Source organism: Vannielia litorea, assembly GCF_900142295.1.
GTDB classification, from domain to species: domain Bacteria; phylum Pseudomonadota; class Alphaproteobacteria; order Rhodobacterales; family Rhodobacteraceae; genus Vannielia; species Vannielia litorea.
In genome coordinates this window covers 1,377,547-1,393,262 of sequence record NZ_FSRL01000001.1, presented here as the reverse complement: position 1 = coordinate 1,393,262, position 15,716 = coordinate 1,377,547, and the positions used below count along the sequence as shown (strand labels likewise).

Here is a 15,716-nt window from a genome sequence, read left to right as displayed (position 1 = left end):
GGGGTCTTCCTTCTTCTTCAGTCCGAGCCGGTGCCGTCGTCTGCCGGCTCGCCGGTCGAGAACGGGGTTTCACCGGGCGTTTCCGCCGGCTCCTCCGGCGTGCTCAGTGTGCCGCCATCCCCGAGGATCGCGTCCACCCTTGCCCGCACGACATCTGTCACATCAACGCCGGTCGCCGCCAGCAGGATCGCGCGCGAGTCCAGAACCACCGAGGCGCCGCGCTCCTCGACCACCTCGCGCACCACGCCAACGATCGCCGAGTTGAACACCTGCTGATCGCGCTCCTGCTTGCGTTGCAGGCTGCGCGTCTTGGCCTCCTGCTCTGCCCGGATCGCGGTCACCCGCTCGTCGAAGGCATCGGCTAGCGCGCGAAAGGCCGCCGGGTCCATACCGGCGCGCTGTTCCGTGAGCTTGGCCTCCTCGGCCTCGAGCTCTTCCTGGATGCGGCTGTTCTCGGCAATCAGCTCCGCGCGCGCCGCGTTCAGCTCGCGCTGCAACCGCTGGCCAAAGAGCGTGCTCTGAAAGAGCCGCTCCTGGTTCAGCGTCAGCACCGAAAAGGCCGGCCGGTTGGCGTCCTGCGCCGCAGCCGCCCCGGCCCCGCCCAGAGCGAGACCGAGGGCCATCATCATCGCCCCTGCCCGCATCGCCGCCCAACGGCTATGTGCAGGGGCCGGCATCAGAAGTCGGTGCGGATCGAGATGTCGAAGCTGCGGGTCTCGTCGTAATCCTCTTTCATGATCGCGTTCGAGAAGTTGAACCGCAGAGGCCCGATCGGGGTATCCCAGAAGATCGACACGCCGATCGACGAGCGCCAGTGGAGGTCGTCGTCCACAGGGTCTGTGCCGGTCGGCCCGCCGCCGGTGCTGTCGAGGCCCCAGACCGAGCCGATGTCATAGAAGACACCGCCCGAGATCCCGTATTCCTCCGGCAGACCGAGCGGAAAGTCGGCTTCGAGCCGCGCCACGAAGAAGTAGTTGCCGCCGAGCGCGTCCTCGTTGGTCACGTTCAGGTCGCGCGGGCCGGTGCCCCCGGCCTCGAAGCCCCGGATCCGGCCGTTGAGCGAGAAGCGGTCCAGCACGGTGGAGCCGCCCGAGGTATAGTGCAGCGCACCGCCCTCCAGTTCGGCCCGCAGGGTCACCTCCTCGTTCCACACTTTCGTCTGTGCGGTCATCGAGGCGGTGGTCTTGATGTACTGGTTCTCGCCGTCCAGCCCGCCAAAATCCTGCCCGAAGGTGAACCGGATCGCGGCGTTGGGGTTAATGCCGACGATCCGGCTGTCGTAGATGTAGGTGTAGCCCAGGCTCACGTCCCAGCGCTCGCCCTCTTCCTCGCGGAGGATGAAGGAGGAGCCGGTATCGGTTCCGCCGTCACCCAGGTCGATCCCCGACAGCTCCTTGTACTGAAGCGCCGTGCGCACCTGAAGACGGCTGCGCTCGCCGAGCGGAAACTCGAACAGCGGCCGCACCACGCCGGTCACCGAGTTGTAGCGCGAGTTCTCGCTCTCCGACTTTCGGTAGTTGGCATCCAGGCCAAAGGTCACCTCGCGCCCCAGGAAGGCCGGCTCGCGGAAGGCGAAGGTGAAGGCATTGGCCGAGCTGGTGGTATCCACCCCAAAGCTCAGCGACTGGCCACGGCCGAGGAAGTTGCGTTCGGAGAAGTTGATGTTGAAGCCAAGCCCCGCGTCGGAGCCGTAGGAGGCGCCAAACCCGAGCGAGCCGGTGGGCGCTTCGGTCACATCCACATCGACAACCACCTGGTCGGGGGCCGAGCCCTCGCGGGCGTTCACATCGGCCGTCTCGAAGAAGCCGAGGGCGCGGATGCGCTCCGCCGCCTCGCGAATCTCGCGCGGGTTGAACGGGTCGCCTTCCACCACCTTGAACTGGCGGCGCACCACGCGGTCCAGCGTGCTGGCGTTGCCCTCGATGTCGATCCGCTCCACAAAGATCCGCGGCCCGCGGCTCAGGGCAAAGTTGATGTCGAGCGTCAGGTTCCGCTCGTTGCGGCTGATCTGCGGCTCGACCCGCATGAAGTTGATGCCCTTCTGGGCCGCCAGCCGCTCCAGACGGCTGATGTTGGTTTCCACGATCTGCGGGTTGTAGACCTTGCCTTCGCGGATGCGCAGCGCATTGGCGAACTCGTTGGCGTTCACCTCCGGCATCGACGAGGTCACCGAAACCCGCCCGATCCGGAATTGCTGCCCTTCCTGCACGTTGAACGTGACCAGGAAAGCATCGCGGTTGCGGGTGATCTCGGCGGTGGCCGCCTGCACCCGGAAGTCCACGTAACCGCGGCTCAGGTAGAAATCGCGCAGCACCTGCTTGTCGAACTCGATCCGCTCCTCCACCAGCGTGTCGCGCTGGATGAGCTGGCGGAACAGGCCCGCCTGCTTGGTCTCGAGCGCGCCGCGCAGGCGGCGGTCGCTGAACTCGCGGTTGCCGACAAAGCTGATCCGCTCGTTCTCCACCGTCCGGCCCTCGGTCACTTCGAAGACGAGGTCGACCCGGTTGCCGGTGCGGCGGATGATCTTGGGAGAGACCGTCGCCGCCACCCGCCCCTGCACCCGGTAGAGCTCGGTGATCGCGGCGGCATCTGCCTCGGCCTGGCTGGGCTGGAACACCCGGCGCGACTGGCTCCGGATGACCCCGGCCATCGCCTCGTCCTTCACCCGCTTGTTGCCCTCGAAGGCGATGCGGTTGATCGTGGGATACTCGCGCACGTTGATGACGAGGGTGGAGCCGCGCGGCACCACCTCGACACTCTCGAACAGGCCGGAGCCCAGGATGTTCTGATAGGCGTCGTTGATCTGCGCCGCGCTCACCGCCTCGCCCCGGGCGATTCCGGCGTAGGAGACGATGGTGGCCGCATCGACCCGCTGGTTGCCGTTCACCTCGACCCGGCTGAAGCTGAACGACTGCGCCGTGGCCGCCCCCGGTGCAATCGCGCAAGCCACTGCAAATGTTGTGAAAAGTGATAGCGCGAGGCGGTGCAAAAGCCCCCTCGCCGCGCCCGTTATTCCGCCGGTCTCGCGTGCTCGAAACATGCCCACAGTCCCCAAATTTACCGCCTTTTGTTATCCAACTTCACTAGCGGGTATTGGGCATGGTGTCAAAGCGCGGAAAGGCGCCCGTGGGCGCCTGTTTCCTCAATGCTTCAGCTGTCTGTGCTCAGTTGAACAGCGAGCCGAGCCAGGCGCCGCCGCCGAGCGCAGCCACGATGGTGGCGACATAGAGCATCCGGTCGAGGTTGAGCCGGACGATCAGGCTCAGGCTGCGATATCCTTGAGTCATGGTTTGCATGGGTCTGCCCCTGCGGTTCCCGGTTTGGTTCGGCAACCTGTCTAAGGGCGGATCATGGCACCATTTTGGCCCGCCCCACCCGAAATGTGGCAATTTCAGGGCAGGCCGGGCGCGGCGATCCGAGGCTCAGGCGAACCAGCTCCGGATCTTCCAGAACAGCCCGCCCTCGCAGAACAGGTCGTTGCCGAGCGCAAAGACCATCAGGCTCAGGATCAGCGTCAGCCCGATCATCATCAGGATGTTCAGCGCCTTCTCGGGGGGCGGCTTGCCCGAGACGGCCTCCCAGGCGTGAAACACCAGGTGCCCGCCGTCGAGCACCGGGATCGGAAACAGGTTGAGCAGCCCCACGGCGGTGGAAAGCACCGCCACGAACCAGATAAAGCTCTCGCCCCCCTGGCTGGCCATCTGCCCTGCCGTGGTGGCAATCTTCAGCGGCCCGCTCAGGTTGCAGCTCGAGATCGCGCCCGAGATCATCTTGGCCAGGCCGTTGATCGAACTTGTCACGATGAACCAGGTCTGCTTCACCCCGTATCCCAGCGCCGCAAAAGGCCCCAGCCGGTCGGTCGCGGGCTCGAAGGCCAGGCCCCCGTTGATCCCGATCAGGTAGCGCGTCTCGAAACCGCCATCGGCGGTCGGCAGGTCGGTGCGGCGCGGGGTCATGGTGAAATCGAGCACCTGCCCGTCGCGCCAGACCTTCAGCGCCACCGGCTTGCCCTCGCCCAGCCGAACGGCCTCCTGCAATTCCTTGAAGGCGGTAATCGCAACGCCGTCGACGCTGGTGATCACGTCACCCACCTCGAGGCCCGCGTCGATCGCCGCCGAATGCGGGCTCACGCTCGCAATGAGCGGCGGAAACGGCGTCGTGCCCTCCACGATCATCTCCGCGCCCTCGCGCTCGATCCGGTAAGACACCGGGCGCGTGAGGTCGAGCGCGGCGGTCGCGTCGTAGAGGCTGCCGATATCGGTGATTTCGGTGCCGCCGATCTCCAGGATCGTGTCGCCCGCCTCCAGCACCCTCACCTGCTGCGGCAGCGGCTGCAACGCGCCCACCTGCACCGGCTCGGTCGGCACGCCGCGAAGGGCCACCATCGCGCTGAAGATGACCAGGCTGAGAATGAAGTTGAACACCGGCCCCGCCGCCACCGTCGCGGCCCTTGCCCACAGGGGCGCGCCCGGCATGGTGCGGCGCTTCTCGGCCGCGCTGAGCCCCGCCATCGCCTCGCCGTCGGCGCCCGCCGAGGCCGCGTTGGCATCGCCCATGAACTTGACGTAGCCGCCAAAGGGCAAGGCCGCCACCTGCCACTCGGTGCCGCGCTTGTCGGTCCGGGTGTAGAGCACCTTGCCAAAGCCGAGCGAGAACACCTCGGCATGGATCCCGCACCAGCGGCCCACGATGTAATGGCCGTATTCATGCACCGCCACGATGATCGAAAGCGCCACGATGAAGGCCACGACATATCCTGCCGTGCCTCCCACGATCCCGAAGAAATCCATACCCTAGCCCGTCGCCTCTTTTGCCTCAGCCATGGCCTCTCGGGCCAGTTGCCGTGCCATCTGGTCTGCTTGCAGCACGTTATCAAGGCTCATCATGTCATTGTTAAGGCCGGTTTGCGAGGCCATGCGGCCCATCACCCGTTCCACGATCCGCGCCATGTCGGCAAAGCCGATCCGGCGGTCGAGAAATCCGTCGAGCGCGGCCTCCTTGGCGGCATTGAACACCGCGCCCATCAGACCGCCCGCGCGCATCACCTCCCAGGCGAGGCCGAGAGCCGGGTAGCGCGCCGGGTCCGGCGTGGCAAAGTCGAGCCGTCCGAGCGCGGCCAGGTCGAGCCGGTCCACCGGCAGCGCGGCCCGCTCCGGCCAGTTCAGCGCATAGCCGATCGCGTGGCGCATGTCGGGCGCGCCCAGATGCGCCATCATCGCGCCATCGACAAAGCCCACCAGCGCATGCACCGCGCTCTGCGGATGCACCAGCACCTCGATCTGCTCCGGCGCAAGACCGAAAAATTCATGCGCTTCAATCACTTCGAGCGCCTTGTTGAACATCGAGGCCGAGTCGATGGTGATCCGCTGGCCCATATCCCAATTCGGATGGGTCGCCGCCTGCTCCGGCGTGGCCCGGGCGATCTCCTCCAGCGGCCAGTCCCGAAACGCGCCGCCCGAGGCGGTGATCACCACCCGTTCGACGGCGCCGATGTCTTCACCCACCAGCGCCTGGAACACCGCCGAATGTTCGCTGTCCACCGGCAGCACCCGCCCGCCATGTCGCGCGGCCGTGGCCATCACCAGCGGCCCGGCACAGACAAGGCTCTCCTTGTTGGCCAGCGCCAGCGTGCTCCCGGCCGTCAGCGCGGCCAGGGAGGGCTGCAACCCCGCCGCGCCGACGATCCCGTTCAGCACCAGGTCGGCAGGCCGGCCGGCGGCCTGCGCCACCGCGTCAGGGCCCGCCGCCACCTCCACGTCCGTGCCTTCAAGGCGGGCCGCAAGCTCTTCGTAACACTCGGAAAAACAGGTCACTGCCAACGCCGCGCCGGTCTCGACCGCCTGTTCGGCCAGCCGTGCCAGGTTGCGCCCGCCGGTCACGGCCTCCACCCTGAACCCGCCGCGCCCGATCAGGTCCAGCGCGCTCTCTCCGATGGAGCCCGTGGACCCGAGCAGGGTGACGCGCTTCAAATCCGCACCTCGGGCACATCGACGACCATCGCCACCAGCAGCAGGAAGATCGCCGCGCCCAGCAGCCCGTCGAAGCGGTCGAAGAGCCCGCCGTGGCCGGGGATCAGCGCCGAGCTGTCCTTCACGCCCATCCGCCGCTTCAGGGCCGATTCCGCGATGTCGCCCATCTGGCTGGCGAAGGCGAGTACCGCCGAGATCCAGATCAGGTCGCGCCCGGCGTTGGTGAAGGTGAGAAACAGCGCGCCCACGCAGGCCGCGCCGATCCAGCCCGCCACCGTGCCGCTCCAGGTCTTCTTCGGGCTGACCTTGGGCCAGAACTTCGGCCCGCCGATCATCCGCCCGGCAAAATAGCCCGCCACATCGGTCACCACGACCACGATCACCAGCCAGAACAGCCATGTCCCGCCGTATTCCGCCCGGAAGGTGACCAGCCCCCACCCGGCGGCCATGATCCCCAGCGCGAAGAGAAAGAAGGTCACCCTCTCGCGCGGCATCATCGCCGTGCCCACCACCGGCGGCAGGAACAGCAGCAGCAGGGCCCAATCCGCCTCCTGCGCCAGAAGGCCAGAGAGCACCGAGGCGGTGATCGCCGCGAGCAGCATGGCGCTGTCGCCCTCGCGCTTGATCATGCTGGCAAGCTCCCAGACCATGACCGCGGTCACGAAGACCGCCAGCATCTGAAACCAGATGCCCCCGGCCCGGATCGCCGCCACGCCGACAACCACCATGACAGCACCAGCGATCACCCGCGGCGCCAGATCGTCCCACTTTCCGCTCATGCTTTCACTGCCCCGAACCGCCTGTCACGGGCGGCAAACCCCTCGATCACTTCCGCAAAGCACGCCGCCGAGAAATCCGGCCAGAGCGTGTCGACAAACTCGTATTCGGCATAGGCCGACTGCCACAGCAGGAAGTTGCTGATCCGCGCCTCGCCGCTGGTGCGGATGACCAGGTCCGGGTCGGGCAGCATGCAGGTGTCGAGAAACCGGCTCAGCGTCTCGGCATCCACCTCCTCGGGCCGGATCCGGCTGGCAGCCACCTCGACGGCGAGGCGCTGGGTGGCGCGGGTCACCTCGTCGCGCCCGCCGTAGTTGAGCGCGATGGTCAGATGCACCTTGGTGTTGCCCGCAGTCATCGCCTCCAGCTCGTCCATCAGCGCCACCAGCTTGGCATCCAGCCGCACCCGGTCGCCGATGAACCGCACCCGCACGCCCTTTGCCAGCAGGCGCTGCGCCTCCTTGGTGATGTAGCGGCGGAACAGCAGCATCAGCCCGGCCACCTCGGCCTGGGTCCGCTTCCAGTTCTCGGTGCTGAAGGCAAAGATGGTGAGGTATTCCACACCCAGATCCGGGCAGGCCTCCACGATCTCGCGCACCCGCCGGGCACCCGCCTGGTGGCCGAACAGCCTCGGGCGGCCCCGGCGCGTGGCCCAGCGTCCATTGCCGTCCATGATGATCGCAACGTGCCGCGGTGCAGAGCCTTCGCTCGCCTGTTTCGCCATACTGCCGGCCTCCTGACCGCACCGCCCTGTTCGGGCGGCGGCTTTGCCGTCTTTAACCCGGCCCGGCCCGCAATGCCAGATTCGCGCCGCATCGCGGCAGGTTCGGGCCCGGGCCGCAGACCCGGCCCCAGTCCTACGCGCCCGGCCTTGCGAAATGGTTACCGGATCCCATGCCGGTCAGACCTGCATGATCTCCGCCTGCTTGGCCTCCAGCGCCGCGTCGATCTTCTTGATATGGGCGTCGGTCATCTCCTGCACCTCGGATTCCCAGAGCTTCTGGTCGTCCTCGGCCAGCTTGTCGGCCTTCTTGATCTGCTGCATCCCGTCCTGTCGCACGTTGCGCACCGCGACCCGGGCGCTCTCGGCATATTGCGCGGCCACCTTGCTCAGCTCGCGGCGGCGCTCCTCGTTCAGCTCGGGGATCGGCAGCATGATGATCGTGCCGTTCATCTGCGGATTGATCCCAAGGCCCGAGTTGCGAATGGCCTTTTCCACCGCGTTCACCAACCCCTTGTCCCAGACGTTGATCGTCACCATCCGCGGCTCGGGCACGTTGACGGTGCCCACCTGGTTGATCGGGGTCATCTGGCCATAGGCCTCCACCTGCACCGGCTCCAGCATCGAGGCCGAGGCCCGGCCGGTCCTCAGCGAGGCAAACTCGGTCCGCAGGTTGGCGAGGGCGCCATCCATCCGGCGCTCCAGATCGTCGGTATCCAGCTCGAAATCGTCAGACATGTCTCTGCCCTCTCCTCAGTCTGCCCGCGCTTCTAAGCCAGCGCGCGGCACAATTCAAACGCCCCGGGGGCCTGCGCCCCGCCAATCGAACGCCCTACCCCTTCACCACGGTGCAGGTGCCCTCGCCCGCCAGGATGCTCGTGAACCCGCCCGGTTCGTCGAGGCTGAACACGATGATCGGCAGGTTGTTGTCGCGCGCCAGCGCAATCGCACTCGCATCCATCACCTTGAGGTTCTTCATCAGCACCTCGTCATAGCTCACCCGGTCATAGCGCTTGGCCTCGGGGTGCAGCTTGGGGTCCATGTCATAGATCCCGTCCACCTTGGTGCCCTTGAAGATCGCCTCGCAGGCCATCTCGTTGGCCCGCAGCGTCGCCGCGGTATCGGTGGTGAAATAGGGGTTGCCGGTGCCGGCGGCAAAGATGCACACCCGCTTCTTCTCCAGGTGGCGCACCGCGCGGCGGCGGATGTAGGGCTCGCAGACCTGGTCCATCGGGATCGCGCTGATCACCCGCGTATGAATGCCCAGGCTCTCCAGCGCGCCCTGCATCGCCAGCGCGTTCATCACCGTGGCGAGCATGCCCATGTAATCGGCCGTGGTCCGCTCCATACCCTGCGCCGCGCCGGCGAGGCCGCGAAAGATGTTGCCGCCCCCGATCACCATGCAGATCTCGACGCCCAGATCGGCCACGCTCTTCACCTCGCGGGCGATGCGCTCCACCGTGGGCGGGTGCAGGCCAAAGCCCTGGTCGCCCATCAGCGCCTCGCCCGAGATCTTCAGAAGAACCCTGCGATACTTGGTCCCTGCCCCGTCTCCGCCTGCATCCATCATCACGCTCTCCCCGGGGTCTCTTGCAACTGCGGCGCAAAATGTCGGAATTTGCAGGCGGGTTCAACGGCGGATATCGGCACAAGGCATGATCGACTGGAAATCGCTCGACGCGGAGCGCCCGGTGCTCATCGCCGGGCCGACAGCAAGCGGAAAATCGGCGCTCGCGCTCGAGATCGCCAGCCGGTCCGGCGGCTGCATCGTCAATGCCGATGCCCTTCAGGTCTTTGCCAACTGGCGCGTGCTCACCGCCCGCCCCTCCACCGCGGAGGAGGCCGCAGCCCCCCACGCGCTCTACGGCCACGTGCCCGGCGACAGGGCCTATTCCGTCGGCCACTGGCTGCGCGAGGTGGTGCCGCGGCTCGCCTCCGGCTCCCGCCCGATCCTCGTGGGCGGCACCGGGCTCTATTTTACCGCGCTCACCGAGGGGCTGGCGGTGATCCCCGAGGTGCCACCCGAGGTGCGCGCCGAGGCCGATGCCCTGCCGCTCGCCGCCCTGCTGGCCGCGCTGGACGAGCCCCAGAAGGCCCGGATCGACTGCGCCAACCGCGCGCGGGTGCAGCGCGCCTTCGAGGTGCAGGCCGCCACCGGCAAGCCGCTCTGGCGCTGGCAGGAGGATACCCCGCCGCCCCTGCTGCCGCTGTCCTCGGCCCAGCCCTTTCTTGTCGATGCCCCGAAAGACTGGCTCACCCCCCGCATCGCCCGCCGCTTCGAGCTGATGATCGAGGCCGGCGCACTGGAGGAGGCGCGGGCGAATCTCTCAGGCTGGTCCCCGGCCCTGCCCTCCGCCAAGGCCATCGGCGCGCCCGAGCTGATCGCCCATCTGCGCGGCGAGATACCCCTCGCCGACGCCACCGAACGTGCCAAAATTTCAACACGGCAATATGCCAAACGGCAGCGCAGCTGGTTCCGGTCGCGGATGAAGGACTGGCAAATCGTGCCCGGCGCAGCCCTCTGAGCACCACATGCGGCGGCCCTGCCCTCCGCTGCCCCGAGATGTGCCACAGAGCCTGCATCCCCGCCCCGCGATGCCCGGTCGAGCGGCACGTCGGGCGATGTGCGGTTTTCCTGCATCGCCCCGAACTGCCCCCTTGATCGCCCCGCGCCGCCCCGCCACTCTGCGCCGCGTTCGCCTGTCGGGAAACTGCCGCCACCATGATGCCCCGCCCCACCTCGCGCCCGGTCACCGGCCCCCTGACGCCCGCCACGCCCAAGGCGCCCATCGAGCTTGTGCCGCTGGCCCGCCTGGCCTCGGGCGGCAAGTGGCGCACCGAGGCGATGCGCAGCTACCGCATGCCGCTGATGCTGTGGTTCACCCGCGGCCAGGGCCGGATCACCGTCGCCGGCACCACCCGCGGCTACGGTGCCCACAACGCCATCTTCATCCCGCCGCGCACCATGTTCGGCTTCGAGGTCACTGCGCAGGTCTACGGCACCGCCGTCTTCTTCAGCGAGGAGTCCGGCATCGACCTGCCCGCCGAGCCCTGCCACCTCCGGGTGCGCGACGCGCTGGCGCAGGGCGAGATCACCACCCTTCTCGAAACCATGCAGCGCGAGATCGACGGCAGCCGCCCGGCCCGCGACAAGGCCCTGACCCATCAGGGCGGGCTGCTCTCGGTCTGGATCGAGCGCCAGCACGCCGGCGCGCAGGATGCGGTGGCCGACAGCGCCGCGCGCCGCCTCGCCCGCCGCTACACCGATGCCATCGAGCGCGGGCTCTATACCGGCCAGTCGGTCTCGGACTATGCCGAGGGGCTTGGCGTCACCTCCACCCACCTCAGCCGCGCCTGCCGCGCCACCTGCGGCCGCCCCGCCTCGGCCATCCTCGCCGACCGGCTGGGCTACGAGGCCCGACGCCTGCTGGTGGAGACCGACATGCCGGTGCGCCGGGTGGCCGAGATGCTGGGCTACCGCTCCTCGGCCTACTTCTCGCGCCTGTTTCACGAGCGCACCGGGCTGACCCCTTCGGGCTTTCGCAGCACACGGCGGGCCTGAGCCCCCTGCGGCCCGCCCGGCAAGTGGTTGAAATCCTGCCCTAAGGTCAAGACCGACCGTTTCCGACGCATTCGGCCGGAGATGTCGTTTTTGGCTCGCACCCATGTCGTATTTGTTACATGCTATGGCGGAAAGCGACGTTGACGCGAGCCCGAGGCTCAGGCCTCATTGCGTTATCAGGGGGGGAGCTGCTTTCGAGCCATCGCGCTCCCGCATCGCCGCAGCCCATGCGGCATCCGCGCCTCCCCGGCAACGACAAGAAAGGCCGCCACCAAGGGGCCGCCAAGCCATGTGTCACAGGGAGAACAAGATGACGCACACCCCCCAAACCGCTCGGCCGGTGCACGACGCGGCCCGGATGTATGCCCAAGAGCATCTCGAGGGCAAACTCGACCGCCGCGAGTTCCTGACCCGCGCCACCGCGCTCGGCGTGACCGCCGCCGGCGCCTACAGCCTGATCGGCGCCGCGCCCGCGAAGGCCGAGAGCCACGCCATGGAACCCCAGATGGGCGGCACCTTGCGCGTGCAGATGGAAACCAAGGCGCTGAAGGACCCGCGCAACTTCGACTGGTCCCAGATGGCCAACTTCTCCCGCGGCTGGCTCGAGTATCTCGTCCAGTACAACAAGGACGGCACCTTTGAAGGCCGCCTGCTGGAGAGCTGGGAGGCCAATGACGACGCCACCGAATACACCCTCAAGGTCCGCCCCGGCGTGACCTGGAACAACGGCGACCCCTTCACCGCCGACGACGTGGTGTTCAACTTCAACCGCTGGTGCGAGAAGGGCGTCGAGGGCAACTCGATGGCCTCCCGCATGGCCTCGCTGATCGACGACGAGAAGGGCATGGCCCGCGACGGCGCGATCACCAAGGTCGATGATCTGACCGTCAAGCTCGTCTGCTCCGCGCCCGACATCACCATCGTGCCCGGCATGGCCGACTACCCGGCCGCGATCGTGCACCAGAGCTACGACGGCGGCGATCCGGCCGAGAACCCGATCGGCACCGGGCCCTTCCTGCCCGGCGACAACGAAGTGGGCGTCAAGCAGACCCTGGTCAAGAACACCGACCACAACTGGTGGGGCGGCGAGGCCTATCTCGACACCATCGAGTTCATCGACTTCGGCACCGACATGGCCGCCTGGATGGCCGCGATGGACGCCGACGAGGTCGACATGACCTACCAGTCCACCGGCGAGTTCATCGACGTGCTCGACGGCATCGGCTTCACCAAGTCCGAGGCGGTCACGGCGGCCACGCTCTGCGTGCGCTTCAACCAGTCCAACGCCCCTTACGACAACGCCGATGTCCGCAAGGCGCTGCAGCGCGCGGTCGATAACGCGGTGGTGCTCGAGCTGGGCTACTCCGGCCTCGGCACGGTGGCCGAAAACCACCATGTCTGCCCGATCCACCCGGAATACGCCAAGATCGACACGCCCGCGCCCGATCCGGCGGCGGCGATGGAGATGCTCACGGCCGCCGGCCACGCCGACACCGAGTTCGAGCTGATCTCGATCGACGACGAATGGCAGTCCGCCACCTGCGATGCCGTGGCCGCCCAGTGCCGCGACGCGGGCATCAACGTCAAGCGCACCATCCTGCCCGGCTCGACCTTCTGGAACGACTGGCTCGCCTACCCCTGGTCGGCCACCGAGTGGAACATGCGCCCCCTCGGTGTCCAGATCCTCGCGCTGGCCTACAAGTCCGGCGTGGCCTGGAACGAGGCCGCCTTCGCCAACGAGGAGTTCGACAACCTCCTGGCCGAGGCCATGTCGATCGACAACGCCGAGAAGCGCTCGGAGGTCATGGCCAAGCTCGAGCAGATCATGCTCGACGAGGGCGTGGTCATCCAGCCCTACTGGCGCTCGCTCTTCCGCCACTACAAGCCCACCGTCCACAACACCGAGATGCACCCGACCTTCGAGATGCATCACTACAAGTGGTGGATCGAACAGGCCTGATGCCATCCGGACGGGGCCGGTTCCGGCCCCGTCCGCCCATCCAAGCCGCGCACACCCAAAATCAATAACCCCGCGCGGCCAGACAGGGACCACCCATGGGAAGATTTCTCCTACGTCGCATCGGGACGATGATCCTGACGGCCCTCTGCCTCAGTTTCATCGTGTTCTACCTGACCAACCTCGACAGCAATCTCGAGAAGCTCGCCAAGTTCCAGGGCAACTCGCGGATGTCGGACACCGAGGTTCAGGGCTGGCTCGAGAAGAACGGCTTCGGGCAACCCATGGTCGTCCGCTATGGCGAATGGCTCGGCGTCGTGCCGGGCTGGACCCGCGAGGAGAACGGCGAGGTGGTCGCCGGCCGCTGCGCCGAACTGGCCGAAACACCCGCCGAGTCCCCCACCTTCTGCGGCATCCTCCAGGGCTACTGGGGCGAGAGCACCGTCTTCCGCGATTCCGTGGCCAGCATCATCGGAACCCGGCTCGGGCTGACCGCCAAGCTCATGCTCTGGGTCATGGTGCTGATGGTGCCCTCCGCCCTGCTGCTCGGCGTGCTCGCCGGCATGCGCGAGGGCTCCCGCACCGACCGGACCCTCTCCACCGTCTCCATCGCCACCACCGCGATGCCCGAATACGTCTCGGGCGTGATCCTGATCGCCATCTTCGCCTCCTCCGCCGTCGGGCTGAAATGGTTCAAAGGCACCGCCACCTCCGCCATGGACGGCGCCACCTTCGAGAACTTCTTCCTCCCGGTGCTGACGATCGCGCTCTACGGCATGGGCTACATCGCCCGGATGACCCGCGCCTCGATGGCCGAGGTGATGACCGCGCAATACATCCGCACCGCCCGGCTGAAGGGGGTGAGCTTTCCCAACATCGTGATGAAGCACGCGCTGCGCAACGCGCTCATCGCCCCCTTCACCGTCATCATGCTGCAGTTCCCCTGGCTGCTGAACGGCGTGGTGATCGTGGAGAGCCTCTTCAACTACAAGGGCTTCGGCTGGGCGCTGGTGCAGGCGGCCGGCAACAACGACATCGACCTGCTGCTCGGGGTCTCGGTGGTCTCGGTACTGGTGGTGCTGATCACCCAGCTCATATCCGACATCGGATATGTCTACCTCAACCCGCGCATCCGCATTTCGTAAGGGAGAAAAGCACATGGAACCCCTTACCTGGACCGGCAGCCTCGGCTTCCTCAACCCGATCTTCCTCACCGCCGCGGCGGTGCTGGCCGCCGCCTTCCTGCTGCAATTCCTGCTCGGCCTCTTCGGCATGAAGTCGGGCGAGCTGATGATCCAGCACGACGGTACGGCGGTGCGAACCCGCACGCCGATGGACTACATCGGCTTCGTCACCCTGGGCGCGCTCTACGTCGCGCTGGCCTGCGTGGTGGGCTACCTGCTGGTGGGCATGCTGCTGCCCGGCGGCGCCAAGGGCATCATCGGCCATGTCTCGGCCCGGCTGATCCCGGTCTGGATCGCCATGGCCGCCGTCTTCACCCTCTCGATCCTCTTCAAGCGGAGGCTCGGGCTCTACGGCAAGCTCTTCGACTCCACCGTCGGCATGATCGGCTTCGGCGTCGTGCTGTTCTGGGTCTTCACCGCGATCTTTCACCAGATGATCCTCACCCACGATCCGCTCACCGCCGTCTCGGGCCTGAAGAACAAGGTGCCGGGCACGCCCACGCCCGAGGGCACCGCCGGGCTGGAGTGGTATCTGCTGGGCGGCGACACCCTGGCCCGTGATGTCTTCTCGCGCATGGTCGCCGGCAGCTGGGAAGTGATGAAGATCGCCCCCTTCGCCACCATCTTCGCCTTCATGGTCGGCATCACCCTCGGCCTGCCCGCGGGCTTCTACGGCGGCAAGCTCGACACCTTCCTGAGCTTCCTCGCCAACCTCATCCTCGCCTTCCCGGTGATCCTGCTCTTCTACCTGCTGGTCACCCCCGAGATCGTCCAGTCCGGCCTGCCGCGCTACATGGCCGGCGTGCTCTTCCTCTTCCCCATCATCTTCCTCGTGGTGCTCTTCAACTCGCGCTACTTCACCGACCCGACCAAGCGAAACCTCTACATCGGCGCCTCGGTGCTGATCGGCGGCTACATCTACCTCGGCGTGGCCTGGAACGCCGATCCCTTCGGCCTCATCTCGATGCCGGGCAACATCCTCGTGGTCTTTGTCTCGGTGGTCTTCGTGAACTCGCCCACCGTCTTCCGGATCGTCCGGGGCCTCGCGCTCGACATCAAGACCCGCGACTACGTGGCCGCCGCCCAGACCCGCGGCGAGGGCCCCTGGTACATCATGCTCTGGGAGATCCTGCCCAACGCCCGCGGGCCGCTGATCGTCGATTTCTGCCTGCGCATCGGCTACACCACCATCCTGCTCGGCACGCTCGGCTTCTTCGGCCTCGGCCTGCCGCCCGACAGCCCGGACTGGGGCACCACCATCAACTCCGGCCGCAAGCTGCTGTCGATCTACCCCCACCCGGCCCTCGCTCCCGCGCTGGCCCTGATGAGCCTCGTGCTCGGCCTCAACCTGCTGGCCGACGGGTTGCGCGAAGAGAGCCTGAAGGATTGATGCGCCTGCCCGCCGTCCCTTCCGCCGTCATCCTCGGGCCTGACCCGAGGATCTCCCGCCAACCCTCTGGGCGCCGTCAACCCCCTGCGCCCGCCGGGTTAACCCGCGCGGCCTATGTCAAAAGACATGCATATGGGTTGTGCATGGGTTGTGTAT

14 protein-coding genes are annotated in these 15,716 nt (G+C 67.1%); 5 read left to right on the top strand and 9 right to left on the bottom strand.

The features are described from left to right. Positions 1 to 17 precede the first annotated feature (17 nt). The 9 genes from BUR94_RS06945 to pyrH form a co-directional block, all read right to left on the bottom strand. Positions 18 to 623 carry an OmpH/Skp family outer membrane protein gene (locus BUR94_RS06945; RefSeq protein WP_175570433.1) on the bottom strand — a complete coding sequence of 202 codons (606 nt, stop codon included), beginning with the start codon at positions 621 to 623 and terminating at the stop codon, positions 18 to 20. 53 nt (positions 624 to 676) lie between these two features. Then, complete coding sequence (gene bamA / locus BUR94_RS06940; RefSeq protein ID WP_074255490.1) at positions 677 to 3,040, bottom strand: outer membrane protein assembly factor BamA; 2,364 nt, start codon at positions 3,038 to 3,040, stop codon at positions 677 to 679. A gap of 124 nt (positions 3,041 to 3,164) precedes the next feature. Beyond that, positions 3,165 to 3,296: a hypothetical protein gene (locus tag BUR94_RS21035; protein WP_281249200.1), complete on the bottom strand. Its 132-nt coding sequence runs from the start codon at positions 3,294 to 3,296 to the stop codon at positions 3,165 to 3,167. A gap of 126 nt (positions 3,297 to 3,422) precedes the next feature. Beyond that, positions 3,423 to 4,790 (bottom strand): RIP metalloprotease RseP, encoded by a 1,368-nt coding sequence (rseP, locus tag BUR94_RS06935; RefSeq protein WP_074255489.1) that lies wholly within the window; start codon positions 4,788 to 4,790, stop codon positions 3,423 to 3,425. 3 nt (positions 4,791 to 4,793) lie between these two features. After that, positions 4,794 to 5,969: a 1-deoxy-D-xylulose-5-phosphate reductoisomerase gene (gene dxr, locus BUR94_RS06930; protein WP_074255488.1), complete on the bottom strand. Its 1,176-nt coding sequence runs from the start codon at positions 5,967 to 5,969 to the stop codon at positions 4,794 to 4,796. Next, positions 5,966 to 6,748, bottom strand: a complete 783-nt coding sequence (locus tag BUR94_RS06925; RefSeq protein WP_074255487.1) for a phosphatidate cytidylyltransferase — start codon at positions 6,746 to 6,748, stop codon at positions 5,966 to 5,968. Before BUR94_RS06925 ends, dxr begins: the two co-directional genes overlap by 4 nt. After that, the gene (uppS, locus tag BUR94_RS06920; RefSeq protein WP_074255486.1) at positions 6,745 to 7,470 is read right to left on the bottom strand and encodes a polyprenyl diphosphate synthase; all 726 of its coding nucleotides are present in this window, start codon (positions 7,468 to 7,470) and stop codon (positions 6,745 to 6,747) included. Before uppS ends, BUR94_RS06925 begins: the two co-directional genes overlap by 4 nt. Positions 7,471 to 7,647: 177 nt before the next feature. After that, the gene (frr, locus tag BUR94_RS06915) at positions 7,648 to 8,205 is read right to left on the bottom strand and encodes a ribosome recycling factor (RefSeq protein ID WP_074255485.1); all 558 of its coding nucleotides are present in this window, start codon (positions 8,203 to 8,205) and stop codon (positions 7,648 to 7,650) included. Between the two features lie 94 nt (positions 8,206 to 8,299). Further along, the gene (gene pyrH, locus BUR94_RS06910; RefSeq protein WP_074255484.1) at positions 8,300 to 9,037 is read right to left on the bottom strand and encodes a UMP kinase; all 738 of its coding nucleotides are present in this window, start codon (positions 9,035 to 9,037) and stop codon (positions 8,300 to 8,302) included. An 85-nt stretch (positions 9,038 to 9,122) separates the two neighbouring features. Here pyrH and miaA point away from each other — a divergent pair, with 85 nt between their 5' ends. The 5 genes from miaA (at position 9,123) to BUR94_RS06885 (ending at position 15,560) form a co-directional block, all read left to right on the top strand. Next, positions 9,123 to 9,992: a tRNA (adenosine(37)-N6)-dimethylallyltransferase MiaA gene (gene miaA, locus BUR94_RS06905; protein WP_074255483.1), complete on the top strand. Its 870-nt coding sequence runs from the start codon at positions 9,123 to 9,125 to the stop codon at positions 9,990 to 9,992. Between the two features lie 197 nt (positions 9,993 to 10,189). Beyond that, a complete protein-coding gene (locus tag BUR94_RS06900) occupies positions 10,190 to 11,029 on the top strand; it encodes a helix-turn-helix domain-containing protein (protein WP_245794396.1) in 840 nt (279 codons plus the stop codon). Between the two features lie 310 nt (positions 11,030 to 11,339). After that, entirely contained in the window at positions 11,340 to 12,989 is a 1,650-nt protein-coding gene (locus BUR94_RS06895) for an ABC transporter substrate-binding protein (RefSeq protein ID WP_074255482.1), read from the top strand. Positions 12,990 to 13,084: 95 nt separating this feature from the next. Then, positions 13,085 to 14,131 (top strand): ABC transporter permease, encoded by a 1,047-nt coding sequence (locus tag BUR94_RS06890; RefSeq protein ID WP_074255481.1) that lies wholly within the window; start codon positions 13,085 to 13,087, stop codon positions 14,129 to 14,131. Positions 14,132 to 14,144: 13 nt separating this feature from the next. Further along, a complete protein-coding gene (locus BUR94_RS06885; RefSeq protein ID WP_074255480.1) occupies positions 14,145 to 15,560 on the top strand; it encodes an ABC transporter permease in 1,416 nt (471 codons plus the stop codon). Positions 15,561 to 15,716 lie beyond the last annotated feature (156 nt).

What these genes read in the sequence shown, in the direction of transcription:
- BUR94_RS06945 (WP_175570433.1), bottom strand. Translation starts at nt 623, where the DNA reads ATGGCCCTCGGTCTCGCTCTGGGCGGGGCCGGGGCGGCTGCGGCGCAG.
- bamA (WP_074255490.1), bottom strand. Translation starts at nt 3,040, where the DNA reads ATGTTTCGAGCACGCGAGACCGGCGGAATAACGGGCGCGGCGAGGGGG.
- BUR94_RS21035 (WP_281249200.1), bottom strand. Translation starts at nt 3,296, where the DNA reads ATGCAAACCATGACTCAAGGATATCGCAGCCTGAGCCTGATCGTCCGG.
- rseP (WP_074255489.1), bottom strand. Translation starts at nt 4,790, where the DNA reads ATGGATTTCTTCGGGATCGTGGGAGGCACGGCAGGATATGTCGTGGCC.
- BUR94_RS06925 (WP_074255487.1), bottom strand. Translation starts at nt 6,748, where the DNA reads ATGAGCGGAAAGTGGGACGATCTGGCGCCGCGGGTGATCGCTGGTGCT.
- uppS (WP_074255486.1), bottom strand. Translation starts at nt 7,470, where the DNA reads ATGGCGAAACAGGCGAGCGAAGGCTCTGCACCGCGGCACGTTGCGATC.
- frr (WP_074255485.1), bottom strand. Translation starts at nt 8,205, where the DNA reads ATGTCTGACGATTTCGAGCTGGATACCGACGATCTGGAGCGCCGGATG.
- pyrH (WP_074255484.1), bottom strand. Translation starts at nt 9,037, where the DNA reads ATGATGGATGCAGGCGGAGACGGGGCAGGGACCAAGTATCGCAGGGTT.
- miaA (WP_074255483.1), top strand. Translation starts at nt 9,123, where the DNA reads ATGATCGACTGGAAATCGCTCGACGCGGAGCGCCCGGTGCTCATCGCC.
- BUR94_RS06900 (WP_245794396.1), top strand. Translation starts at nt 10,190, where the DNA reads ATGATGCCCCGCCCCACCTCGCGCCCGGTCACCGGCCCCCTGACGCCC.
- BUR94_RS06895 (WP_074255482.1), top strand. Translation starts at nt 11,340, where the DNA reads ATGACGCACACCCCCCAAACCGCTCGGCCGGTGCACGACGCGGCCCGG.
- BUR94_RS06890 (WP_074255481.1), top strand. Translation starts at nt 13,085, where the DNA reads ATGGGAAGATTTCTCCTACGTCGCATCGGGACGATGATCCTGACGGCC.
- BUR94_RS06885 (WP_074255480.1), top strand. Translation starts at nt 14,145, where the DNA reads ATGGAACCCCTTACCTGGACCGGCAGCCTCGGCTTCCTCAACCCGATC.